General features: G+C 72.9%; 20 protein-coding genes and 1 riboswitch. Of the genes, 8 read left to right on the top strand and 12 right to left on the bottom strand.

The window, feature by feature from the left end; all coding sequences use genetic code 11:
• Positions 1-11: 11 nt before the first annotated feature.
• Positions 12-2,792 (bottom strand): N-acetylmuramoyl-L-alanine amidase, encoded by a 2,781-nt coding sequence (locus DNK56_RS10045; RefSeq protein WP_199563802.1) that lies wholly within the window; start codon positions 2,790-2,792, stop codon positions 12-14.
• 158 nt (positions 2,793-2,950) lie between these two features.
• Between DNK56_RS10045 and DNK56_RS10050 the strand changes: the two genes are divergently transcribed.
• Together DNK56_RS10050 and DNK56_RS10055 are read left to right on the top strand one after the other, a co-directional pair.
• Complete coding sequence (locus tag DNK56_RS10050) at positions 2,951-4,297, top strand: class II 3-deoxy-7-phosphoheptulonate synthase (RefSeq protein WP_199563848.1); 1,347 nt, start codon at positions 2,951-2,953, stop codon at positions 4,295-4,297.
• Positions 4,298-4,467: 170 nt separating this feature from the next.
• Complete coding sequence (locus DNK56_RS10055; RefSeq protein WP_111332589.1) at positions 4,468-4,716, top strand: (2Fe-2S)-binding protein; 249 nt, start codon at positions 4,468-4,470, stop codon at positions 4,714-4,716.
• Positions 4,717-4,729: 13 nt separating this feature from the next.
• On the opposite strand, the gene bfr is transcribed toward DNK56_RS10055, so the two are convergent.
• A complete protein-coding gene (gene bfr / locus DNK56_RS10060; RefSeq protein WP_111332591.1) occupies positions 4,730-5,209 on the bottom strand; it encodes a bacterioferritin in 480 nt (159 codons plus the stop codon).
• A 153-nt stretch (positions 5,210-5,362) separates the two neighbouring features.
• Between bfr and DNK56_RS10065 the strand changes: the two genes are divergently transcribed.
• Positions 5,363-5,995: a sulfite oxidase-like oxidoreductase gene (locus tag DNK56_RS10065; protein ID WP_111332593.1), complete on the top strand. Its 633-nt coding sequence runs from the start codon at positions 5,363-5,365 to the stop codon at positions 5,993-5,995.
• On the opposite strand, the gene DNK56_RS10070 is transcribed toward DNK56_RS10065, so the two are convergent.
• From DNK56_RS10070 to thiO, 5 genes are all read right to left on the bottom strand, one after another.
• A complete protein-coding gene (locus DNK56_RS10070) occupies positions 5,959-6,852 on the bottom strand; it encodes a deoxyribonuclease IV (protein WP_111332596.1) in 894 nt (297 codons plus the stop codon). The genes DNK56_RS10065 and DNK56_RS10070 overlap by 37 nt on opposite strands.
• 8 nt (positions 6,853-6,860) lie before the next feature.
• Complete coding sequence (gene pknB, locus DNK56_RS10075; RefSeq protein ID WP_111335647.1) at positions 6,861-8,813, bottom strand: Stk1 family PASTA domain-containing Ser/Thr kinase; 1,953 nt, start codon at positions 8,811-8,813, stop codon at positions 6,861-6,863.
• 129 nt (positions 8,814-8,942) lie between these two features.
• Complete coding sequence (locus tag DNK56_RS10080) at positions 8,943-9,737, bottom strand: thiazole synthase (protein WP_111332599.1); 795 nt, start codon at positions 9,735-9,737, stop codon at positions 8,943-8,945.
• A gap of 3 nt (positions 9,738-9,740) precedes the next feature.
• Positions 9,741-9,959, bottom strand: coding sequence for a sulfur carrier protein ThiS (thiS, locus tag DNK56_RS10085; RefSeq protein WP_111332601.1), 219 nt, complete (start codon positions 9,957-9,959; stop codon positions 9,741-9,743).
• Positions 9,956-11,155, bottom strand: a complete 1,200-nt coding sequence (gene thiO / locus DNK56_RS10090; RefSeq protein ID WP_111332604.1) for a glycine oxidase ThiO — start codon at positions 11,153-11,155, stop codon at positions 9,956-9,958. Before thiO ends, thiS begins: the two co-directional genes overlap by 4 nt.
• Positions 11,153-11,264: riboswitch (TPP riboswitch) on the bottom strand. (Overlaps the previous gene by 3 nt.)
• A 141-nt stretch (positions 11,265-11,405) precedes the next feature.
• Here thiO and DNK56_RS10095 point away from each other — a divergent pair.
• From DNK56_RS10095 to DNK56_RS10115, 5 genes are all read left to right on the top strand, one after another.
• The gene (locus DNK56_RS10095; protein WP_111332607.1) at positions 11,406-12,656 is read left to right on the top strand and encodes an NAD(P)/FAD-dependent oxidoreductase; all 1,251 of its coding nucleotides are present in this window, start codon (positions 11,406-11,408) and stop codon (positions 12,654-12,656) included.
• 50 nt (positions 12,657-12,706) lie between these two features.
• On the top strand, positions 12,707-13,072 hold the full coding sequence (locus DNK56_RS10100) for an Rv2175c family DNA-binding protein (RefSeq protein ID WP_111332609.1): 366 nt from the start codon (positions 12,707-12,709) through the stop codon (positions 13,070-13,072).
• A gap of 110 nt (positions 13,073-13,182) precedes the next feature.
• Complete coding sequence (gene thiE / locus DNK56_RS10105) at positions 13,183-13,836, top strand: thiamine phosphate synthase (protein WP_111335649.1); 654 nt, start codon at positions 13,183-13,185, stop codon at positions 13,834-13,836.
• A 152-nt stretch (positions 13,837-13,988) separates the two neighbouring features.
• A complete protein-coding gene (gene metF / locus DNK56_RS10110) occupies positions 13,989-14,906 on the top strand; it encodes a methylenetetrahydrofolate reductase [NAD(P)H] (protein ID WP_111332612.1) in 918 nt (305 codons plus the stop codon).
• A 50-nt stretch (positions 14,907-14,956) separates the two neighbouring features.
• Positions 14,957-15,814 (top strand): hypothetical protein, encoded by an 858-nt coding sequence (locus tag DNK56_RS10115; protein ID WP_111332615.1) that lies wholly within the window; start codon positions 14,957-14,959, stop codon positions 15,812-15,814.
• A gap of 25 nt (positions 15,815-15,839) precedes the next feature.
• Here DNK56_RS10115 and DNK56_RS10120 read toward each other — a convergent pair whose 3' ends face one another.
• From DNK56_RS10120 to DNK56_RS10140, 5 genes are all read right to left on the bottom strand, one after another.
• Positions 15,840-17,360 carry a phytoene desaturase family protein gene (locus tag DNK56_RS10120; protein ID WP_241989832.1) on the bottom strand — a complete coding sequence of 507 codons (1,521 nt, stop codon included), beginning with the start codon at positions 17,358-17,360 and terminating at the stop codon, positions 15,840-15,842.
• A gap of 38 nt (positions 17,361-17,398) precedes the next feature.
• Positions 17,399-18,025 carry a DUF4126 domain-containing protein gene (locus DNK56_RS10125; protein WP_199563801.1) on the bottom strand — a complete coding sequence of 209 codons (627 nt, stop codon included), beginning with the start codon at positions 18,023-18,025 and terminating at the stop codon, positions 17,399-17,401.
• A gap of 296 nt (positions 18,026-18,321) precedes the next feature.
• Positions 18,322-18,933 carry a TetR/AcrR family transcriptional regulator gene (locus DNK56_RS10130; RefSeq protein WP_111332623.1) on the bottom strand — a complete coding sequence of 204 codons (612 nt, stop codon included), beginning with the start codon at positions 18,931-18,933 and terminating at the stop codon, positions 18,322-18,324.
• A 29-nt stretch (positions 18,934-18,962) separates the two neighbouring features.
• Positions 18,963-21,050 carry a YhgE/Pip family protein gene (locus tag DNK56_RS10135; RefSeq protein ID WP_111332626.1) on the bottom strand — a complete coding sequence of 696 codons (2,088 nt, stop codon included), beginning with the start codon at positions 21,048-21,050 and terminating at the stop codon, positions 18,963-18,965.
• Entirely contained in the window at positions 21,022-21,780 is a 759-nt protein-coding gene (locus DNK56_RS10140; protein WP_111332629.1) for an ATP-binding cassette domain-containing protein, read from the bottom strand. Before DNK56_RS10140 ends, DNK56_RS10135 begins: the two co-directional genes overlap by 29 nt.
• Positions 21,781-21,943 lie beyond the last annotated feature (163 nt).

The following is a 21,943-nucleotide window of genomic DNA, read 5'->3' on the forward strand; positions in this document are numbered from 1 at the left end:
GTGCCGGTCGGCTAGAACAGGGTGTCGTAGATCTGCCAGCCGTCTCCGACCTGCGACTTCTTCGCGAACGGAGCGGTCACACTTCCGGTGGAGTGGTAGAACCAGAAATCTCCGTTGCCGTCCACGCCGACCAGGTCGCCCCGGCCGTCACGGTCCAGGTCGCTCGGGCCGAGCAGCAGCTTGTACGCGCCCCAGCCCGAACCGATCTTGACGCGCTTGTCGTACGGCTTGGTGGCCGAGCCGGTGCCCGTGTAGATCCACAGCACCCCGGACTTGTCGCGGGCCACGAAGTCCGCCTTGCCGTCGCCGTTGAGGTCGCCGGTGGAGACGATCGCGTTGTAGATCTGCCAGCCGTACCCGATCTTGGCCTTGGGCTCGAAGGGACGTGCCGGGTCGCCGGTGCCCTTGTAGAAGTAGATGTCGCCGGAGCCGTTGAGGGCGAGCAGGTCGGGCTTGCCGTCGCTGTCGAGGTCGCGCATGCCGGTGAGGCTGGTGTACTGGTTCCAGCCGCTGCCGATGCGGAGCCGGCCCAGGTACGGCTTGTCCGGGTTGCCGCTGCCCCGGTAGTACCAGAGCACGCCGTCCTTGTCGCGGGCCACGAAGTCGCCCGTGCCGTCCGCGCGCAGCGCCGTCATGGCTGTGATCGCCGTGTAGCTTCCCCAGCCGTAGCCCACCTGGTAGCGGCGGTAGTACGGCGCGGAGGCGCTGCCGGTGCCCTGGTACTGCCAGACGCGTCCGGCGCTGTCCCGGCCGATCATGTTGTACCGGTCGGTGGCGGAGACCGGGGCGACGCTGGTGGAGGTCTGGACGTCGCTCGCCTTCACCCACGCCAGCCGGTGGTTGTACCGGATCGGCAGGTAGGAGGTGTCACCGATGACGTCCGTCTGGACCGAACCGAACCAGTCGTCGCCCTTCACCTCGGCGCCCGCCAGCGCGTAGGACTGGCCCGCGGGCAGGGTGTACTTCGTCAGGTAGTCCGGGTTGTCCGTGGGGGCCTCCAGGCCCGCCGCCTCGTAGGCCGCGGTCTCCGGGTAGGAACGCCCGTAGATCCGGACCGTCACGCCGGCCCTGGCCTTCACCACGCGCGGGGCCGCGTCCAGCGGCACGGTGTACTGGCCGCCGGGGTTGTAGAACCAGGCCTTCTTCCCCGCGTACCAGATCGCCGTCCAGTTGGTCCTCGACTCGGCCACCACATAGGTGCCGCCCGCGCGGACCTTGTTGCCCCAGTTGGAGCCCTCGCTCCACAGGGACGTGAAGTACGGGTCGCTCAGCGTGGTGGCGCCGGTGGACGGCGAGGTGTACAGGTAGCCGAAGTTCGCCGGCCGGGCGGCGACCGCCTTGGTGCCGTACGTCAGCTTCGGCTGGTTGGCCGTGGTGAACGGCGGCACCACGCGCACCAGCTGGCCGGCCTCGACCGGACCGCCGGCGCCCTCGGCGCCCGTCGGGGCCCCGAGCAGGCCCATGTAGTGGTTCCAGTCCCAGAACGGGCCCGCGTCCCAGTGCGTCCCGGAGATGTTCCGGTCCAGCTGCACGGGCACCTCGTCGTGGCCGACGATGTGCTCACGGTCGAGCGGGATGCCGTACTTGTCCGCCAGGAACTTCACCAGGGCCGCGGAGGACTCGTACTGCGGTTCCGTGTACCACTTGCCGTCCCGGATGGCGTAGCCCTCGTGCTCCACACCGATGGTGTGCATGTTGAGGGTCCAGTTGCCCGCGTGCCACGCCAGGTCCTTGTTCTCGACCATCTGGGTGACCAGACCGTCCGAGGCGCGGACCAGGTAGTGGGCGCTGGCGGCCGTGTCCGGGTTGGTGAGCGTGGCCAGCGAGCTGGCGTAGTCGCCCTCCGTGTCGTGGATCACGATCCGGCGGATGTCGACGCCCTTGTCGGGCCGCACCGCGGGGGTGTAGCCGCGCTTGCCGGTGCTCGACGTCCTGGCCGGGACGAAGTCGCAGTTCAGGCCGGACGGGCACTCCGGGGTGGGCGTCGCGGCGGTGCTCGCGAAGCTCGCGGCGAGCGGCACCTTGGCCGGCTTGACCGGCTTGACGGCGGGGGCGGCCGGCAGCGAGACCTGCTGGCCGTCCTGGGTGAGGGCCTTCTCGCCCGTGCGGATCGACTCGAAGACGCGCTTCGCGAAGAGGTCGGCGCCCTTCCGGTCCGGCGACTGGCTGTAGCGCGCCACCGCCGGGTACCACTGGGAGGCGTCCTCCGACAGGGAGCCCTTGGCCTCGCGCTGGTACTCGGCGAGCAGGGCCGCGCCCGCGCGGATGCTGTCCCCGGTGTCCTCGCGGACCGCCGAGGCGTCCGTGCCGATCAGCTCGGCGGCCTTCTCCAGCGTGTGCAGCCGGGGGTCGGAGGTGTCGACCGTCTTCTTCGGGATCGCGCGCAGCGCCTTGGCGCGGTCGAAGGTCTTCTCGATCTCCGGCCGGCCGCTCATGTTCATGTGCGCCAGACGTTCCTTGTCGTCCGGCTGCTCCACGTCCCCGGGCGACACACTGGTCAGCCCCATCACGTTGTACGCGCCGCTGGTGCTGGGCGCGCCGTCGTGGCTCTCCCACCGGGTCTGCCGGAAGGAGACCGCCATCAAAACGCTCTGCGGCACGTCGAACTCGCGGGCCGCGTCCTCGAACTGGGACTGCAGCACGGCGGACGGCGAGGCGGGCGCGGCGTCCGAGGCGTCCGGGCCCTGCGCCGCGACGGCCAGGGTGCCGATCGTCGCGGTCGCGACCACGGCCGCGCCGGCGCTGATGAGCAGCCGTCTCTTCTTGAGATCCCTACGGTGATTCCGCTTCAAGTGCCCACCCTCGTTGTCCACTTGTTCAACGCTGAAAGACGTGAGGCTAGCAGGCGGTACGGACACTCCCGGCACCGACTGTCCGCGAGATGTCTGTCTCAGTCACTGAGCAACCGGAAAATGAGTGGACCCGACCCCGTAATGTGGGGCCCGTGACCGTGAACGCCAATACCTCCGTCGCCGGTGGCAACACCTGGCGAGACCTTCCCGCGGCGCAGCAGCCCGAGTACCCCGACTCCGAGGCCCTGCGCGATGTCGTCGCGGACCTCGCGTCGTATCCCCCGCTCGTCTTCGCGGGCGAGTGCGATCAGCTGCGTGCCCGTATGGGATCCGTCGCCAAGGGCGAGGCGTTCCTGTTGCAGGGCGGCGACTGTGCCGAGGCCTTCGACGCCGTGTCCGCCGACCACATCCGGGCCAAGCTGAAGACGCTCCTGCAGATGAGCGCCGTCCTGACCTACGCGGCCTCGGTGCCCGTGGTCAAGGTCGGCCGCATCGCCGGCCAGTACTCCAAGCCGCGCTCCAAGCCGACCGAGACCCGCGACGGCGTGACCCTGCCGACCTACCGCGGCGACTCCGTCAACGGCTTCGCCTTCACCGAGGAGGAGCGGGTCCCGGACCCGGACCGCCTCAAGCGGATGTACCACGCCTCCGCCTCCACGCTGAACCTCGTGCGCGCCTTCACCACCGGCGGCTACGCCGACCTGCGCCAGGTGCACGCCTGGAACCAGGACTTCGTGCGCTCCTCGCCGTCCGGCCAGCGCTACGAGGCCCTGGCCCGCGAGATCGACAACGCGCTGAACTTCATGAAGGCGTGCGGCACCGACCCGGCGGAGTTCAAGGCCGTCGAGTTCTACGCGTCGCACGAGGCGCTGCTCCTGGACTACGAGTCGGCGCTGACCCGCACCGACTCGCGCACCGGGCAGCTGTACGACACCTCGGGCCACATGGTGTGGATCGGTGAGCGCACCCGCCAGATGGACGGCGCGCACATCGAGTTCGCCGCCAGTATCCGCAACCCGATCGGCATCAAGCTCGGCCCGACCACCACGGTCGACGAGGCGCTGGGCTACATCGAGCGCCTCGACCCGGAGCGCGAGCCCGGCCGGCTGACCTTCATCGTCCGGATGGGCGCCGACAAGGTCCGCGACAAGCTGCCCGAGCTGGTCGAGAAGGTCACCGCCTCCGGCGCCACCGTGGCCTGGGTGACCGACCCGATGCACGGCAACACCTTCGAGGCGGCCTCCGGCCACAAGACGCGCCGCTTCGACGACGTGCTGGACGAGGTCAAGGGCTTCTTCGAGGTGCACAAGGGCCTCGGCACGCACCCGGGCGGCATCCACGTCGAGCTGACCGGCGACGACGTCACCGAATGCGTCGGCGGCGGCCACGAGATCTTCGTGGACGACCTCCACCAGCGCTACGAGACGGCCTGCGACCCCCGGCTCAACCGCAGCCAGTCGCTGGACCTGGCCTTCCTCGTCGCCGAGATGTACCGCGACCAGTAACGGTCACGGCGCGCACCTCCCGTACGACGGTGGGGCACGGATCGATGTGATCCGTGCCCCACCGGTCGTTTCCGGGCTTTCACCGCCCCCCGGCGACGGGTAAGGTTAGGTTTGCCTCACCGATCATCGGGGCGGCGCTCACGATCCGTCCTGCCGGGAGGTGAACCCGCGTGTACGTCTGCTCGTGCTTCGGCGTTACGGAGCAGCAGGTCAAGGATCATGCGGCAGCCGGGGCCTGCACGCCCCGCCAGATCGCCTCGGCCTGCAAGGCGGGGACGGACTGCGGCGGCTGTGTCCGCACCATCCAGGCGATGCTCGGCCGCGGTGCCTGCCCGCGCCGCGATCTGCTCGACCGCAAGCAGCAGCCCGCCGCCACCGGCGCCCCGGCGCCCGCCGCCGGACTCCCCGAAGCCGCCTGAGCCGACCGGCCGGTCAGCTGTCCGGCTGCTCGATGAGCTGGGCGATGTACAGCGGCTCCCCGAGCTTCTCGACCAGGTCCAGCTGGGTGTCGAGGTAGTCGATGTGGTGCTCCTCGTCGGCGAGGATCGACTCGAAGATGTTCGCCGAGGTGATGTCGCCCTTGTTCCGCATCAGCTCGATACCGCGCTTGAGACGGTCGATCGCCTCCACCTCGACCTGCCGGTCGGCCTGGAACATCTCGGTGACCGTCTGGCCCACCCGTACGTGGAACAGCCGCTGATAGTTCGGCAGGCCGTCGAGGAAGAGAATGCGGTCGGTCAGGATCTCCGCGTGCTTCATCTCGTCGAAGGACTCGGCGCGCGTGTATTTCGCGAGCTTGGTCCAGCCGAAGTTGTCCTGCATCTTGGCGTGCAGGAAGTACTGGTTGATGGCCGTCAATTCGGCGGTCAGCTGTTCATTCAGGAACTCGATGACCTCGGGGTCGCCCTGCATCGCAAAGGCTCCTTCCAACGGTGAACCGGGCACGTTGGCGGCATCTTCGCATCGCACTCGGTGACCGTCCAGTAAGTGCACGCTTAGTATGAGTTGCCCGAATCGCCTCCGCCCTGGTCACGACCACCCCGGCCTGTCTGTCACCATGGAGTCATGGGTCAGCCGGAAAGCCGGGAACACCGCGCGTCAGAGCAGTCCGAGCTTCCGCCGGGCCAGCGGCTGCAGCGCGGCTGGCCGGTGACCCACTACGGGCCGGTTCCCAAGTTCAAACCGGACCGCTGGGAATTCCGTGTCTTCGGCGCGACCGCCGACGGCGAGAAGCACTGCTGGAACCACGAGCAATTCTCGGCGCTGCCGTTCTCCTCGGTCGTCGCAGATCTGCACTGCGTCACCAAATTCAGCATGCTCGGCGCCGAGTGGGGCGGCGTGCTCGCCCGCGATGTCGTCGCGCTCGCCCCGCCCGCCTCTCAGGTCACCCATGTGATGGTGTGGGCCGAATACGGATTCAGCTCGAACCTGCGGCTCGACGACTTCCTCTCCGACCGGACCCTGTTCGCCACCCACAAGGGCGGCGAACTCCTCACCGCCGAGCACGGCTTCCCGCTCCGCCTCGTCGTCCCCCATCTGTACGCGTGGAAGGGCCCCAAGTGGGTCCGGGGCATCGAGTACATGACGGCCGACCGCCGGGGCTTCTGGGAGGAGCGCGGCTACCACAACATCGGCGACCCCTGGCGCGAGCAGCGCTACTCCTACCAGGAGGAGCCCGGCGAGGGCCCCGAGCTCTGATCAGCCCCGTCCCGCAGCGCCTGGAGCCGGGCCACGTCCGCCGCATGGCCCTCCTTGCCGCCCGGCGTCTCGATGACCAGCGGCACGCCCCGCGTCGCCGGGTGCGCGAACAGCTCGCGGAACGGCTCCGCGCCGATGTGACCCGCGCCGATGTTCTCGTGCCGGTCCTTGTGCGCGCCGGAGACGTCCTTGGAGTCATTGGCGTGGATGAGCTTCAGCCGGTCCTCGCCGACCGTCTCCACCAGCAGGTCGAGGGTCTCCTTCATGCCGCCGGGCCCGGCCAGGTCGTGCCCGGCCGCGAAGATGTGGCAGGTGTCCAAACAGACCCCGAGCTTCGGGTGGGCGTCCAGCGCGTCGAAGTACGGCCCGAAGTCCCAGGTCCGGGAGCAGAGCGAGGAGCCCTGCCCGGCCGTGGACTCCAGCAGCAGGAACGGGTCGTCCTCGTGCGTCAGCTCGTCCAGCAGCGGCCGCATATGGGTCCGCACCTGCGCCAGCGCCTCCTCGCGGGGCCGCCCCCCGGTCGCCGAACCGGTGTGCACGACGACGCCCAGGGCGCCGATCGCGCGGGCCCGGCGCAGCGAGTGGCGCAGCGACTCCACGGACCGCTCCACGGTCGCCGGGGTGTGCGAGCCGAAATTGATCAGATACGGGGCGTGCACATACGCCGGTATCGACTCGGCGGCGCACTGCGCCCGGAACAGCTCGTCCTGCGCCGGGCTGCCGGCCGGGGTCGCCCAGCCGCGCGGGTTGGCGACGAAGACCTGGACGGCCTCGGCGCCCATCTCGCGGGCGTAGGGGAGGCCGACCTTGGCGAGGCCGCCGGCCACCGGAACGTGTCCGCCGACGGGGTTGCGCATACGGATCTCTACAGTCCCTTGGTCTTGATGGTGATGGTGCTGCCCTCGGGGGCCCGGTCGCCGCCCTTCACGGACTGGCTCGCGACCTTGTCGCTGAAGGAGAGGAAGCCCCGGTCGACCTCGACCTCGAAGCCCGCCGCCTCCAGCTCCTCGCTCGCGTCGTCCACGTTGTCGCCGACGACGTCCGGCACGTCGATCATGCGGGGGCCGGAGGACACCGTCAGCGTGATCGTGTCGCCCTCGGCCGCCACCGCGCCCTCGCCCGGCGACTGGTGCGCGATGTCCCCCGCCTCCTGCGGCGAGTGCACCCGGCCGGGCTTCACCTCCGCCTTGAGCCCCTCGTCGGCCAGCGCCTCCGTGGCGTCCTCGACGGAGAGCCCGGTGACGTCGGGGACGTCGACGGGGCTGCCCTTGGACACCACGATCGCGACCGCGGAGTCCGCGTGGCGCTCGGTGCCCGCCGCGGGCTTCGTGCGCACCACCTCGCCGGCCGCCACGTCCTCGCTGAACTCCTTGGTGACCATGCCGGGGAGCAGGCCCGCCTTCGTCAGCTTCCGCCTGGCGTCGGCGAGCGAGGCGCCCGCCACATCCGGCACCTCGACGATCTCGGGCCCGCGCGAGACGACCAGCGAGACCCCGTCGTTGTGCCTGATCCGGGCGCCGGAATCGGGGTGGCTGCCGATCACCGTGCCCCGGGCGACGGTGTCGCTGAAGGCGCGCTCGACGCCCTTCAGCTCCAGCCCGGCGTCCGAGAGCCGCTTCCTGGCCGACTTCTCGGTCTGGCCCAGCAGCGAGGGGACCTTCGTGAACTGCCCGGAGTTGATGTACCAGACCCCGCCGCCGACGCCCAGCACCAGCAGCACCGCGAGGACCGCCGCGATCAGCCCGCGCCGGGGCCCGCCGCGCAGCCCGCCCCACAGCCCGCCCCGCCGGGGCGGCGGCGGCTGCTCCGGGGGCGGCATCTCCAGCCGACTGGTGTGGTGGGCGGTGCCCAGGTCCTGCGGCAGTACGCGCGGGATCACCGTCGTCCGGGCGTCGGTGCGCTCCACGTCCCCGCCGTCCGGCCCCGGCTGCCGCTCCTCCAGGGCGCGCGGCGGTACGGCGTCGAGCTGCTCGTCCGTGAGCGCGGCGCGCGCCCGGCGGGCCTCGGCGAGCAGCGCCACCGCGTCGAACGGGCGGGCCTCCGGATCGCGGGCGGTGGCGCCCGCCACCAGCGCGTCCAGCTCCGGCGCGAGACCGGGGACCGCGTCGGACGGCGGCGGCACGTCCTCGTGCAGATGCCGGTAGATGACCTGGGCGGGGGACTCCCCGTCGCGCGGCTTGTCGCCGGTCAGCATCTCGTACAGCACGACCCCGCACGCGTACACGTCGGTGCGGGTGTCGGCCGCGCCGTGCTCGATCTGCTCGGGGGCGAGGTACGAGACGGTGCCGAGGATCGTGCCGGTGGTGCTGGTCACCGCGTCCACGGCCCGGACCAGGCCGAAGTCGGCGACCTTGACCCGGCCGTCGTCCCCGATCAGCACGTTCTCCGGCTTCATGTCGCGGTGCACGAAGCCCGCCCGGTGCGCCGCGCCGAGGGCGGCGAGCACCGACTCCAGGATGTCCAGCGCGGCCCTGGGCCGCAGCGCCCCGCGCTCGCTCAGCACATCGCGCAGCGTGCACCCGGCGACGTACTCCATCGCCAGGTAGACGTACTGACCCTGCGCGCCCTGGTCGAAGACCCCGACCACGTTGGGGTGGTCGAGACGCGCCACCGACTTGGCCTCGCGGATGAAGCGCTCGACGAACGAGGCGTCGGTCGCGAGGGCCGGATGCATCACCTTGAGGGCGAGCAGCCGGTCGAGCCGGGTGTCCATGGCCCGGTAGACCGTGGCCATGCCGCCCACGGCGATGCGGGCATCGACGCGGTAGCGGCCGTCGAGCAGCTGCCCGACGAGGGGGTCCTGGAGGGTCGTATCCACCATGCGAGTCTACGAGCCGCCGCGGACAGGCCCGCCGCCGCGGAGCGAACCCGGCGCAGGACTGAAGCCGAGCCGTGACAGGGCCGGGGTGGACGGCGGCCCGGACCGGGCCCCCGCCGCGTCCCGGGATCAGAACGCCGGGCGCTCCGGATCGAGCGCCGCACGCCCGTCCGCCGGCGACGACGCCTCGGCGAAATGGCGGCGCGGGATGCGCCCCGCCCGGTACGCGAGACGCCCGGCCTCCACCGCGTGGCGCATCGCGGCGGCCATCAGCTCCGGCTCCTGGGCACGGGTCACCGCCGAGGCGAGCATCACCGCCGAACAGCCCAGCTCCATCGCGAGCGCGGCGTCCGACGCCGTACCGGCGCCCGCGTCCAGGATCACCGGCACGCCCGCCCGCTCGGTGATCAGCTGGAAGTTGTGCGGGTTGCGGATGCCCAGGCCGGAGCCGATGGGGGAGCCGAGCGGCATGACCGCCGCGCACCCCACGTCCTCCAGCTTCCGGGCCAGCACCGGGTCGTCGCTGGTGTACGGCAGCACGGTGAAACCGTCGTCCACCAGGATCTCGGCGGCGTCCAGGAGCTCGACCGGGTCGGGCAGCAGGGTGCGCTCGTCGGCCACCACCTCCAGCTTCACCCAGTCGGTGCCCAGCGCCTCGCGGGCCAGCCGGGCGGTGAGCACGGCCTCGCCCGCGGTGTAGCAGCCGGCGGTGTTCGGCAGCACCCGGACGGACAGCTTCTCCAGGACCGAGAGCACGGAACCCCGCACGGTCGGGTCCAGGCGGCGCATCGCGACGGTGGTCAGCTCGGTGCCCGACGCGGTCAGCGACCGTTCCAGGACGTCCAGGCCGGCCGCGCCGCCGGTGCCCATGATCAGCCGCGAGGTGAAGTCGGTGCCGCCGAGCGTGAAGCGGTCGTCGGACATGGTTCAGCCTCCCTGGACTGCGGTCAGGACCTCGACCCGGTCGCCGTCGCCGAGCACGGCGGCCGGCCATTCGCCGCGCGGCACGACCGTCTCGTTGAGCGCGGCGGCCACCCCGCGCGGCGCGTCGGTCAGCGTGGCGACGAGGGTGTCCAGGGTGGTCCCGGCGGCGACGACGGCCGGTGCGCCGTTGACGGACACGGTGAGCGGGGACGGCGCGGTCATACGGGCTGCTCCTGGGGTGCGGGGGTGGACGCCGGGGCGGGCGCGGGGAGCGCCGGGAACCGGCCGGGGGAGAAGGGGAGGGCCGCATCGGGCAGCGCGCCGTCCGCCAGCAGCGCGGCCATGGCGTCCCCGGTGACCGGGGTGAGCAGCACGCCGTTGCGGTGGTGGCCGGTGGCCAGATGGAGGCCGGGCAGCGCGGTCGGGCCGAGCAGCGGGGCGTTGTCGGGGGACGCGGGGCGCAGCCCGGCGCGGGTCTCGGTGAGCGGCAGCTCGGTGATGCCGGGCACCAGCTCGTGGGCGTCGCGCAGGAGCTCGTAGACCCCGCCCGCCGTGACGGTGGTGTCCCAGCCCATCTCCTCGGTGGTGGCGCCGACGACCAGCTCGCCGTTCTCGCGCGGTACGAGATAGACGTGGCTGCCCCGGACCACCGCCCGCACGGTGCGCGAGAGGAAGGGGGCGTAGGCCCGGGGCACGGTCAGCCGCAGGACCTGGCCCTTGACCGGACGGACCGGCGGCAGGACGTGGGCGGGCACCCCGGCGAGCCGGCCGCTGAGGCTGCCCGCCGCGAGCACCACCTGGTCGGCGGCCAGCTCAGTGCCGTCGTCGAGGACGGCCCCGGTGGCCCGGTCGGCGACCGCGGTGAGGCGGTCGGCCCGGTGGCGGTGGAAGACCACCCCGGCGCGTTCGCAGGCGGTCAGCAGCGCGGCGGCCAGCCGGCGCGGATCGACCTGGTGGTCGCCGTCCGCCCGCAGCCCGCCGCGTACGCCCGGCGCGAGCATCGGCTCCAGACGGCGGCACTCGCGTCCGGTCAGCCACTCCGACGCGAGGCCCGAGCGGCGTTGCAGCTCGTGGAGTTCGCGCAGATGGGCGCGGTCGTCGGCGTCCAGCGCGACGGCCAGGGTGCCGCAGGCCCGGAAGCCGATGTCCTGCCCGCTCGCCTCCTCCAGCTCGGCGGTGAACGACGGATAGCGCCGGGTGGAGGCGAGGTTGAGCCCGAGGAGGGTCTCCTCGCCGTAGTGCAGTTCGGTGACGGCGGCCAGCATCCCGGCCGCGACCCGCGCCGCCCCGCCGCCCGGCTCCGGATCGGCGAGCGCGGTGGACAGACCGCGCTGCGCGGCCCGCCAGGCGGTCACCAGGCCGATGATGCCGCCCCCGATGACGAGGACGTCGGACCCTTCGGTGCGATGGATGCGCATGGGCGTCCAGCCCCTCCCTTCGCCGGCATGACCCGGATCAGGTTCGTACGGTCGGAGGCCGCCAGCCTCCCTCTCAGCCCGGTGCGTCCGGGCTCCCGCGAGTCTTGTACGCCGCCAGCCTAGACCCAGCCGCCCGGAGCGGGTAGGGAGGGCGGCGGCCGCGCAGCCCCTGTCCTGACGGCCCGTCAGGTGACGGGCGCTCCAGGGACGGTCCAGCGGATCGAGGGCGGACAGGTCCTAAGCTGAACAGGTGAGCGAGCAGCAGCGGGCAGCACAGACGGAACGCCGGGTCGTCGTCGCGGGCGCGGGCATGGCGGGTGTCCAGACCGCCGTCGCCCTGCGCGAACAGGGCTTCACCGGCCCCGTCACCCTGATCGGCGCCGAACCCCACCAGCCCTACGACCGGCCCCCGCTGTCCAAGGCCGTGCTCCTGGGCAAGGCCGAGGAATCCGCCTTCGACATCGACTTCGAGGGCCTGGACATCACCCTGCGGCTGGGCTGCGAGGTCACCGGGGTGCGCGCGGCGGACCACGAACTCGACACCTCGGCGGGCCCGGTCCCCTACGACGTCCTGGTCCTCGCCACCGGCGCCGAACCCGTCGCCCTGCCCGGCTCCGGCGGCGTGCCCGGTGTCCATCTGCTGCGCACCCTCGACGACGCGGCCCGGCTGCGGCCCGTCCTCGAAGAGGGCCACCCCGTCGTGGTCGTCGGCGCCGGCTGGATCGGCGCCGAGTTCGCCACCGCCGCCCGCGCCGCCGGCTGCGAGGTCACCGTCGTCGAGGCGGCGGACCGCCCGCTGGCCGGCGCCCTGCCCGCCGAGGTCACGGCCCCGATGGCCCGCTGGTACGAGGAGAGCGGCGCCCGGCTCCTCACCGGCGCCCGCGTCGCCCGCGTCGAGCCCGGCGCCGTGGTCCTCGCGGACGGGCGCACCCTGCCCGCCGAGGCGGTCGTCGTCGGCATCGGCGCCCGCCCCGCCACCGGCTGGCTGGCCGGCTCCGGCATCGCCCTCGGACCCGAGGGCTCGGTGACCGCCGACGCGACGCTGCGCACTTCGCTGCCCGACGTCTACGCGGTCGGCGACTGCGCCTCCTTCCCCTCCGCCCGCTACGGCACCCGACTGGTCGTCCACCACTGGGACAACGCCCTCCAGGGCCCCAGGACCGCCGCCGCCCACATCGCGGTCGGCGACGCGGCGGACGTCCCGCCCTACGACCCCGTCCCCTACTTCTGGTCCGAGCAGTTCGACCGCTTCGTGCAGTACGCCGGGCACCACGCGGACGCCGACACGCTGCTGTGGCGCGGCGACCCGGCCGAGCCCGCCTGGTCGGTGTGCTGGCTGCGCGACGGCGTCCTGGTCGCGCTGCTCGCGGTCGGCCGCCCGCGCGACCTGGCGCAGGGGCGGCGGCTCATCGAGGCGGGGGCCCGGATCGACGCGGACCTGGCGGCGGACCCCTCCGTGGCGCTGAAGGTCGCGGCCCTGCGCCAGGGGCCGCGCCCCTGAAGGGCCGCGCCCGGGTTTCGGCTGTCGGTCCGGGATGGCAGGCTTGTCCCGTGACCGAGATTGACGCAAAGATCGATGCTCTCGTCCCTGCCTGGCTCCACCTCCCCGACATCGCCGAGATGCTCGACATCGAGGTGACGCGTGTGCGGCAGCTGGTCAAGGAGGGCCAGCTCATCGCCGTACGCCGCGGGGAGAACCGAGCACTCCAGGTGCCGGCCGCCTTCATCGACGGCAGCAAGGTCGTCAAGGGCCTCTCCGGGACCCTGACGCTCCTCAAGGACGACGGCTTCTCCGACGAGGAGATGCTGGAATGGCTCTTCACCCCCGACCCGACCCTGCCCGGCACGCCCGCGCAGGCACTGAGTGAGAATCGCGGCACGGAGGTGAAGCGCCGCGCCCAGGCGCTCGCCGTCTGACCGACCGCACCACCGCGGGGACGCGGACCGTGCCGCGCGAGCGGGCGGTCCGCGTCCCCGTGCCGCACCACCGAACCGCCGTCACCGCCTTCCCCGGGGGGAACCGCACCATGCCCACGCCTCGCGCGCAGCTGTCCGACGCCCGGCTCTACCTCTGCACGGACGCCCGCCGGCGCCAGGGCGACCTGCCCGAGTTCCTCGACGCGGTGCTCGCCGGCGGGGTGGACATCGTCCAGCTGCGCGACAAGGGCATGGAGGCCGCCGAGGAGCTGGAACACCTCGCGGTCCTCGCCGACGCCTGCGCGCGGCACGGCAAGCTCCTCGCCGTCAACGACCGGGCCGACGTCGCCCACGCCATCGGCTCCGACGTGCTGCACCTGGGCCAGGGCGACCTGCCGGTGCCGGCTGCCCGCGCGATCATCGGCGCCGGGCCGGTCATCGGCCGCTCCACGCACGCCGAGGCCGAGGTGGACGCCGCCGTCGCCGAACCCGGCGTCGACTACTTCTGCACCGGCCCCTGCTGGCCCACCCCCACCAAGCCCGGCCGCCACGCCCCCGGACTCGACCTCGTGCGCTACGCCGCCTCGCTCGCCCCGGAGTGCCCCTGGTTCGCCATCGGGGGCATCGACGCGGACAACCTCGACCAGGTCCTGGACGCCGGGGCCCGCCGGATCGTCGTCGTACGGGCCCTCACCGAGGCGTCCGATCCCGGCGCCGCCGCCGCTGAACTGGCCCGGAGGGTCCGCGAGCGCGCCGGAGCCTGACCGGGCGGGCCGGACGCGGAAGACGGCCGCCCGGAGCCGGCCCGGGAGACGGTTGGGACGAATCTGTCCGAAGCGTGGACAAGAATCAGTCAAATCCGGCAAAAGGTCCCGGTTTGGTTGGGGGTCCGCTCCACCCTGGTTAACCTGCCCGTATGGCCCTTGGCACACCTTCCACCAGGACAGATCGCGCGCGCACCGTGCGTGAGATGCTCGCGACCGGTACGACCTCGTACTCCTTCGAGTTCTGGGCGCCCAAGACCGAGAAGGGCGAGCGCAACCTGTGGAACGCGCTGCGCCGGGTCGAGGCCGTCCGCCCGAGCTTCGTCTCCGTCACGTACGGAGCCGGCGGCTCCACCCGCGCCGGCACGGTGAAGGCCACCCAGGACATCGCCGCCGAGTCCACGCTCACCCCCGTCGCCCACCTCACGGCGGTCAACCACTCCATCGCCGAACTGCGCAACATGGTCGGCCAGTACGCCGACGCCGGCATCCGCAACATCCTCGCCGTGCGCGGCGACCCGCCGGGCGACCCGATGGGCACCTGGGTCGAGCACCCGCAGGGCGTGAAGTACGCGGCGGACCTGGTCCGGCTGATCAAGGAAGCCGGCGACTTCTGCGTGGGCGTCGCCGCGTTCCCCGAACGGCACCCCCGCTCCACCGACTGGGACACCGACACCCGGCACTTCGTGGACAAGTGCCGCGCGGGCGCCGACTACGCGATCACCCAGATGTTCTTCGACCCGGAGGCGTATCTCCGGATGCGTGACCGGGTGGTCGCCGCCGGTTGCGACACGCCGATCATTCCCGAGGTCATGCCCGTCACCAGCGTCCGGCAACTGGAGCGGTTCCCCCAGCTCAGCAACGCGACCATGCCCGCGGAGCTGAAAGAGCGCATCCTCGCAGTCAAGGACGACGCCGCCGCTGTACGCTCCATTGGCATCGACTTCGCAACGCGGTTCTGCGCGAAGCTGCTCTCCGAGGGTGTGCCCGGACTGCACTTCATCACGCTGAACAACTCGACTGCGACGCTCGAGATCTACGAGAATCTCGGACTGCACAAGCAGTCGTGACCGGCCGTACCCGCCACCATCCGGGGCGGTGGCCGTAGAAGGGGGCGGGCATGGGCTGGACGGTCCTCTACATCGCGTTCGGTGTCGTCGCGCTGTGGCTGCTCGGCGAGGTACTGCTGCAGTACAAGGCGCGGCTGCGCTGGCGGCTCCTCGCCTTCACCGGCTTCCTCTGCGTCGTCATCGGCGTCCTGATGCCGTCCGTGCCCGTCATCGCCCTCGGCGCGATCGCCTTCGCCACCGGCCAGACCTATGTGACGCTCTCCTTCCGCAAGGGCTTCTCCACCGGCTGGGCCATCGGGGGCAAGCCCGGCGAGAGCCGCCGCCGGCGCGGCGGCGGCGCCGCCCGCAAGCCCACGCTGGAGGTCTCCGGCCTGGAGGTGGAGTACGAGGGCGCCGCCCCGGACGCCCCGCCCGTCCCCGCCGCCCCGCCGCACACCCCCGCCGCGGTCTACGAGACCGAGCCGATGCCCGAGGACACCGGCCAGTACGGCGTCTACGGCGACCCCGCCCCCCAGCGCTCCGGCCCGGAAACCCCGGACGCGCAGGGCTACGACGCCTACGCCCCCTACACCGACTTCCCGGCCCGGCCCGCCCAGGACCAGGACCCGTACGCCGGAGCCGGTCAGTACGACTACGGCACCGACCCGCAGAGCTACGCCGCCTACTCCGACCCGTACATCGGCACCACCGCGAGCACCCCGCAGTACGGCGCGTACGACGGCTACGGCGGCACCCCGCAGTACGACCCGTACGCACAGCCCGACGTCTACGGGTCCGACACCCCGCCCGGCGGCGTCTGGGTGCCGCAGCAGCGCGAGAGCGAGCAGTACCCGCAGCAGCCCGCCGGCGGGCCGGCCCCGTACCCCGACGGCTACGACACCGGCCACGACGGCCAGTACCGCTACTGACCGGGCGCCCCGCCCCGCGCCGGGCTCACCGCGAGCCCCGGAAGCCGTCCCCCTCCACCACGGTCCCGGCGACCAGCGCCCCCGACATGCCGGCGTGCGCGAGTCCGCCGCCCGGATGCGACCAGCCGCCCGCCAGCAACAGCCCCGGCAGCCCGGTCCGGTTGGCCGGATGCAGGAACGCGCCCCCGGCCCCCGCCAGCGCAGGCGGCGGCACCGCGCCGCCCTCGGCCCCCGTGTCCGCCGCGGTCTCGGCGGGCGTCCGCACCCGCGTCCGCAGCACCCGGTCCCCGAGCCCCGGCACGGCCGCCTCCGCCACCGAGACCAGCGTCCGCGCGAACCGCGTCCGCAGCTCCCCGTCCGTCCAGTCCACCGGGCCGTGCGGCGCCACCGTCGCCGTCAGCGTCACCGCCTCGTGGTCCGCGTCCGGCCGGGTCGCCGGGTCGTCCGGACGCAGCACGGTCACCGTGGGGTGCGCGGCGACCCGGCCCCCGAACACCGCCGCGCGCTCGGCCGCCCCGTCCGCCGGATGCACCACGGTCCGGTGCGCGGCGTCCGCCGGCCGGGCACCGCGCAGCGACAGCAGCACCATGAACCGGCCGCTCGCCCCGGACCCGGCCGCCGCCCCCGGACGCACTGTCACCTCACCGTCCGCCCACAGCTCCCGGCCGGGCAGCAGCCCCGGCCACGGCCGCGCCCCCAGCACCACGTGCGCCGCCTCCGCGACCGTGCCGTCCGCCAGCTCCACACCCGCCGCGCGGCCGTCCGCCACCACGACACGGACCACCCCGGCCCCGAAGACGAACTCCACCTTCCGGGCCAGGCAGCGCTCGTACACCGCCCGCGCCAGCTCCCGCATGCCGCCCATGACGTACCAGCTGCCGAACGTCTCCTCCATGTACGGCAGCAGCGCCGCGCCCGCCGGGGCGTGCAGCGGATCGAGCCCGTACGCCAGCGCACAGCCGTCGAGCAGCGCCGCCAGCCGGGGATCGGCCAGCTCCCAGGCACCCGTCTGCGCCACCGTCGTCGCCCGCCGCGCCGGACGCAGCAGCCGCCGGCGCTCCTCGGCCGGATACGGATCACGGCCCAGCACCTGCCAGTCGGGGCGCAGCGGCTCCTCCAGGAGCGGCCGCCGCGAGCGGTCCCAGGACTCCCGGGCCCGGTCCAGGAAGGCACCCCACCTCGCGCCCGCGCCCCCGCCCAGCGCCGCGTCCAGGGCGGCGACGGTCCCGGCGCGCGAGGCGTTCGGCAGGCGGACATCGGTGCCGTCCGCGAAGAGATGACGGCTCGCCGGGTCCACCTGGGTCAGCGTCACGCACCGCTCCAGCGGCTCCTTGCCGGTCTTCACGAACAGGTCCCGGTAGACCGCGGGCAGATGCAGCAGCCCGGGGCCCGTGTCGAACGCGAACCCCTCCTCGGCATGCCGCCCGAGCGCACCGCCGTAGCCGCCGGACCGCTCGTACACCGTCACCCGGTGGCCTGCCACGGCCAGCCGGGCCGCCGCCGCCATCGCGCCCATCCCGGCGCCGATCACCGCAATTCGTGCCATGCAGGCGACCCTAACGGCCGCCCCGGCAGGCCCGGCCGTCAGGTCGGCGGCATGCCCGGAGCGGGGAAGGCCGACCGGGCACGGCGCCTCTCCTCGCGCCGCTGCGCCCTGCGGCGCCAGAACCGGCGGATGCGGGAGGCCAGGAAGACCACGATCACCAGGCCCATGACCAGGAACGTCCCGGCGATCCCGGCCGCGATCCACGGATGGAAGATCGCGAAGGTGATGACGGCCGCGACGCCCAGGTCCTCGACGGCGCTCAGCACGATGTTGCTGAACGGCTCGGGGGAGCTGTTGACCGCCATGCGCGTACCGGCCTTGACCAGATGGCTCACCAGCGCGGTGGAACCCCCGATCGCGCCGGCCGCGATCTCGGGCAGCGAACCGCTCTCACCGGCCAGCAGCGCCGCCACCACGGCACCCGCCACCGGCCTGATCACCGTGTGCACCGCGTCCCAGACGGTGTCCACGTACGGGATCTTGTCCGCGACCACCTCGCAGAGGAAGAGCACCGCGACGACCACCAGCACGTCCGTGCGCTGGAGGGAGGCGGGCACCTCGTCGCTGACGCCGGTCGCGCCGAATATGCCGAGCAGGAGGACCACCGCGTACGCGTTGATCCCGCTCGCCCAGCCGCTTGTGAATACCAGAGGGAGTACCGACACGCAGGTGATCGTAGCCAGCGGGCGCGCCATCGCGGCAGGGCGCGGACGCCCGGACCTGAGTACCCGTACTCAGGGCGCGGGATGAGTAGCCGCACGGATGGGCCGCGACCCGGCCGGACGGCAGAGTGGGCGGCACGGAAGGGGCGCCGCCCCGCCACCGCCGGCACGGGGCGGCGGTAGCGGGGCGGCACCTCCTTCCGGCGGAGGCGCGGCGGAGGAGACGGGACCGTGGGGGACGCGGTCACGGGGGATGCTCCTCCGGCGCCTTCCGTGCGTACGGGGCGGGCGCGCGGACCTCAGCGTCCGCTGACCCGGCCGCGCAGCAGCAGGGACAGTGCCGAGTGCACGTCGTCGATCGAGCGCTCCGGCTGGAACGCCTGCCAGTCCAGCGCCGCCACCAGCACCATGCCGACCAGCGCCGCCGCCGTCAGCGGGACGTCGATCTCCTCGCTCAGCTCGCCGGCCGCCACACCCTCCTCGATGACGCCCTCCACCACGGCGACCGCCTCGCGGCGCACCACGAGCAGGGTGGACTGCCAGGCGCGGTTGGTGCGCCACAGCTCCGCCACGTACAGCTGGGTGAAGGCGGGGTAGCGGTCGATGAAGACGAGACCGGCCCGGATCATGGCGTCCAGCGCCTCGACCCGGCTGCCGCCGCGCGCCGCGGTCTCCTCGGCCGCGGTGCGCAGGGAGGCGGTGAGCAGCCCGACGCCGTGGCGCAGCAGTTCCTCGAAGAGTTCGGTCTTGCTCCTGAAGTTGTAGTAGACCGTGCCCTTGGCGACCCCGGCCCGGTCGGCGATCTCGTCCACCGTGGTCGCCGAGAAGCCCTTCTCGGCGATGAGGGTGACGGCCGCTTCGTAGAGCCTCTGCCGGGTGGCCCGGCGGCGCGCGCTGCTACTGCTTTCCATGCCTCCGATTCTCACAGGTCCGGGCGCGCTCACAGGCTCAGCTCCGGATGGAGCCGCTCCAGGGTCCACATCTGCTTGCGGCGGGCCGTCAGCGCGGTCAGCGCGAGCGCCCCCGCGGTGAAGGCGGCGAGGACCGCGCAGCCCAGCCAGACCGGGCCGAGCCCGCCGCCCGTGATCAGCCGGCGCAGCCCCTCGACGACGTAGCTCATCGGCAGATAGGGGTGGATGGCGTTGAAGAAGCCCGGGCTGGTCTGTACGGGGTAGGTGCCGCCGGCCGAGGTCAGCTGGAGCATCAGCAGCGCCAGGACGAGGATGCGCCCGGCCGCCCCGAAGCAGGCGTTCAGCCACTGCACGATCGCCGCGAAGCAGCAGGTCACCAGCGCCAGGAAGGCCAGCGTTCCGGCGGTGTGCGCCATGTCCAGGCCGGGGCCCCAGTGCAGGACGGACATCAGCGCGGCCACCTGGAGCAGCCCGATCCCCGCCACCGGCAGCCAGCCCGCGAGGGCGATCCGCCAGGCGGGCGCCCCGGCGGCCAGGGCGCGCCGGCCGAGCGGCTGGATCAGCATGTACGCCACCATCGCGCCGACCCAGAGGGAGAGCGGGATGAAGTAGGGCGCGAAGCCCGTGCCGTAGTTGGGCGCGGAGTGCAGCGACTGGGCGGCCAGCCGTACGGGGTCGGCCATGACCTCCGTCCGGGCGTCGCGGTCCTCCTTGCCGTAGTCGGGGATCTTGTCCACGCCGTCGCCGAGGCTTTTGGCGAGCGAGGCCGAGCCGTCCTTGATGCCGACGAGGCCCTGGTCGAGGCTGGTGGCCCCGGTTTCGAGTCGGCCGACGCCGGTGTCCAGGTCGCTCGCGCCCGTTTTGGCCGTGCCGAGGCCGGTGTGCAGGTTCTCGGCGCCCTTGGCGACCTTGTGGGCGCCGGTGTTCAGCGCGTTGATCCTCCGGACCGCGTCCTCGAGGTCCTCGTCCAGGTGCGGGGAGCGGGTGGCGAGGGCCTTGGCCTGCTTCTCCAGCGCGGTCAGCCGGCCGCGCAGCGCGGCGAGGTCCCCGTTCTGGTTCTCGACCAGGGCGTTCACGTCGTCGGCCACGGCGGCGACGTCGCCCGCCGCCGTCACGGCCCGCTCCAGCGGCGGGCAGACGGCGGGGTCGGGGTCGGTGGCCTCCGCGCAGCGGGTGCGGTGGACCTCGGTGAGGTCGTCGGCGGCGGTGTGCGCGGCGGTGGCGGCGGTCGGGGCCGTCTTCACCAGCAGGTCCAGGTTGTGGCGTACGGCCTCGGAGGTGTCGGCGACCAGCCGGGCGGTGTCGCCGATGGACTTCCCGTTGTCCTTGAGGAACGGGCGCACGTCGGCGGCCACCCCGTTGACCTTCTCTGCGAGGTGCTTCGTGCCGTCGGCGACCTCGGCGGAGCCGGTCTTCAGGTCACCGGCGCCCCGGTTCAGCTTCACGAGCCCACCGGCCAGGCTGCCGCTGCCGGCCTTGGCGTCCTTCAGCCCGTCCGCGAGGTCCTTCGAGCCCTTCCTGGCCTTGGCGCTGCCGCTGCGGAGGTCGGCCGCGCCCTTGGCCGCCTTCGCCGTCTCGTCGTGCAGATCGGAGAAGCTGATGAAGATCCGGTCGAGGAACCCGCGCGAGGCGTTGGCCGAAGCGGCCGTGCGGACCTCGGAGAACACCGTGCGGGAGATCTGCCCGACGATGTAGTTGTTCGCGTCGTTGGTGCGCACCTGGAGCGCGCCGGTCTCGGGGGAGTCCCCGGCGCTGGAGGCGATGCGCTCGCTGAAGTCCGCGGGCATGCGCAGCGAGAGGTAGTACGTGCCGTCCTCGACGCCCTTGTCCGCCTCGGCGGCGCTCACCTCGTGCCAGTCGAAGACCCGGGAGTCGAGCAGCTTGCCGGTGATCTCGTCGCCGGCCGCGATGCGCCTGCCGTCGGCGGTGGCGCCCCGGTCGTCGTTGACCAGGGCGACCGGGATGCGGTCGAGCCTGCCGTACGGGTCCCAGAAGGACCACAGGTACAGGGCTCCGTAGAGCAGCGGGAGCAGCAGGAGCGCGGCGAGGGCGGCGCGCGGCAGCCGTCCCCTGCCGAAGCGCCTCAGCTCAAGCGCGGCCAGTCTCGGCGAACGCATCGGCCGGTTCCTCCTCGTGCGTGGGGGTGTCGGTGGTGACGCCGGTGCGTACGGCGACGGCGCCCTCGGGTGCCTCGCTGCAGACGGCGAGCACCGTGGTGCCGGCGGCGGCCACGGAGCGCAGCAGCTCCCAGACCTCGGCCCGCTCGGCGTCGGACAGCTTCAGATCGGTGTCGTCCACCGCGAGCAGCCGGGGCCGGCCCATCAGCGCCAGGGCGACGGAGAGCCGCAGCGCCTGCGGCCGCTCCAGGTCGCGTACGGCGGTGCGCTCGGCCTTGGGCAGCGTGGCGGGGTCGAGCCCGGCGGCCTCCAGGGCGGCGTCGATCCGGGCGCGCGCGGCGGCGGCCCGGGCACCCGGCGGGCGGAGCAGGGCGCGCGGGGAGCCGTCGTAGCGGCGCCGGAGCAGGGCCCGCTCGCGCAGGTGCTCGGCGACCGTGAACGCCGGGTCAAGATCGCTCACGCCGGGGACCGGGCCCAGGGCGGCGAAGCGGCGGACGGCGGCGGCCCGGCGCGGCAGGGCGAGCCCGCCCGTGGTGGCCGTGCCTCCGGTGGGGCGCATCCGGCCGGTGAGGGTCAGCAGCAGACAGGTGCGGCCGGAGTCGGACGGGCCCTCGACGGCGATCAGGGCGCCGGGGTCCGCGCGGAACGTCACCTCCCGGAAGGCCCAGCCGCGCGGCCCCTCGAGTTCGAGCCCCTCGGCGGTGACGGCGGCCCCGTGCGGACGGTCCACGGACCCCTCCCTCTTTTGAACTGACTGGTCAGTGCAAAAGGTAGCCGGAAGCTACGAACGAAGCAAAAGCCCAGGTCAGGGGTGGATCGAGGTCGATTGTCAGTGGGGGCCGTCACGATGGATACCGACGGCCACGAAGCCGTTACCGAGACAGGAGGTTCTG

The sequence above is a fragment of the Streptomyces sp. AC1-42W genome, assembly GCF_003248355.1.
GTDB lineage: Bacteria > Actinomycetota > Actinomycetes > Streptomycetales > Streptomycetaceae > Streptomyces.

Excerpts from the sequence above, each read along its gene's own strand:
- bfr (WP_111332591.1), bottom strand. The coding sequence starts at position 5,209 with ATGCAGGGCGACCCCGAGGTCATCGAGTTCCTGAATGAACAGCTGACC.
- DNK56_RS10065 (WP_111332593.1), top strand. The coding sequence starts at position 5,363 with ATGGGTCAGCCGGAAAGCCGGGAACACCGCGCGTCAGAGCAGTCCGAG.
- DNK56_RS10070 (WP_111332596.1), bottom strand. The coding sequence starts at position 6,852 with ATGCGCAACCCCGTCGGCGGACACGTTCCGGTGGCCGGCGGCCTCGCC.
- DNK56_RS10080 (WP_111332599.1), bottom strand. The coding sequence starts at position 9,737 with ATGTCCGACGACCGCTTCACGCTCGGCGGCACCGACTTCACCTCGCGG.
- thiS (WP_111332601.1), bottom strand. The coding sequence starts at position 9,959 with ATGACCGCGCCGTCCCCGCTCACCGTGTCCGTCAACGGCGCACCGGCC.
- thiO (WP_111332604.1), bottom strand. The coding sequence starts at position 11,155 with ATGCGCATCCATCGCACCGAAGGGTCCGACGTCCTCGTCATCGGGGGC.
- thiE (WP_111335649.1), top strand. The coding sequence starts at position 13,183 with ATGCCCACGCCTCGCGCGCAGCTGTCCGACGCCCGGCTCTACCTCTGC.
- metF (WP_111332612.1), top strand. The coding sequence starts at position 13,989 with ATGGCCCTTGGCACACCTTCCACCAGGACAGATCGCGCGCGCACCGTG.
- DNK56_RS10115 (WP_111332615.1), top strand. The coding sequence starts at position 14,957 with ATGGGCTGGACGGTCCTCTACATCGCGTTCGGTGTCGTCGCGCTGTGG.
- DNK56_RS10120 (WP_241989832.1), bottom strand. The coding sequence starts at position 17,360 with ATGGCACGAATTGCGGTGATCGGCGCCGGGATGGGCGCGATGGCGGCG.
- DNK56_RS10130 (WP_111332623.1), bottom strand. The coding sequence starts at position 18,933 with ATGGAAAGCAGTAGCAGCGCGCGCCGCCGGGCCACCCGGCAGAGGCTC.
- DNK56_RS10135 (WP_111332626.1), bottom strand. The coding sequence starts at position 21,050 with ATGCGTTCGCCGAGACTGGCCGCGCTTGAGCTGAGGCGCTTCGGCAGG.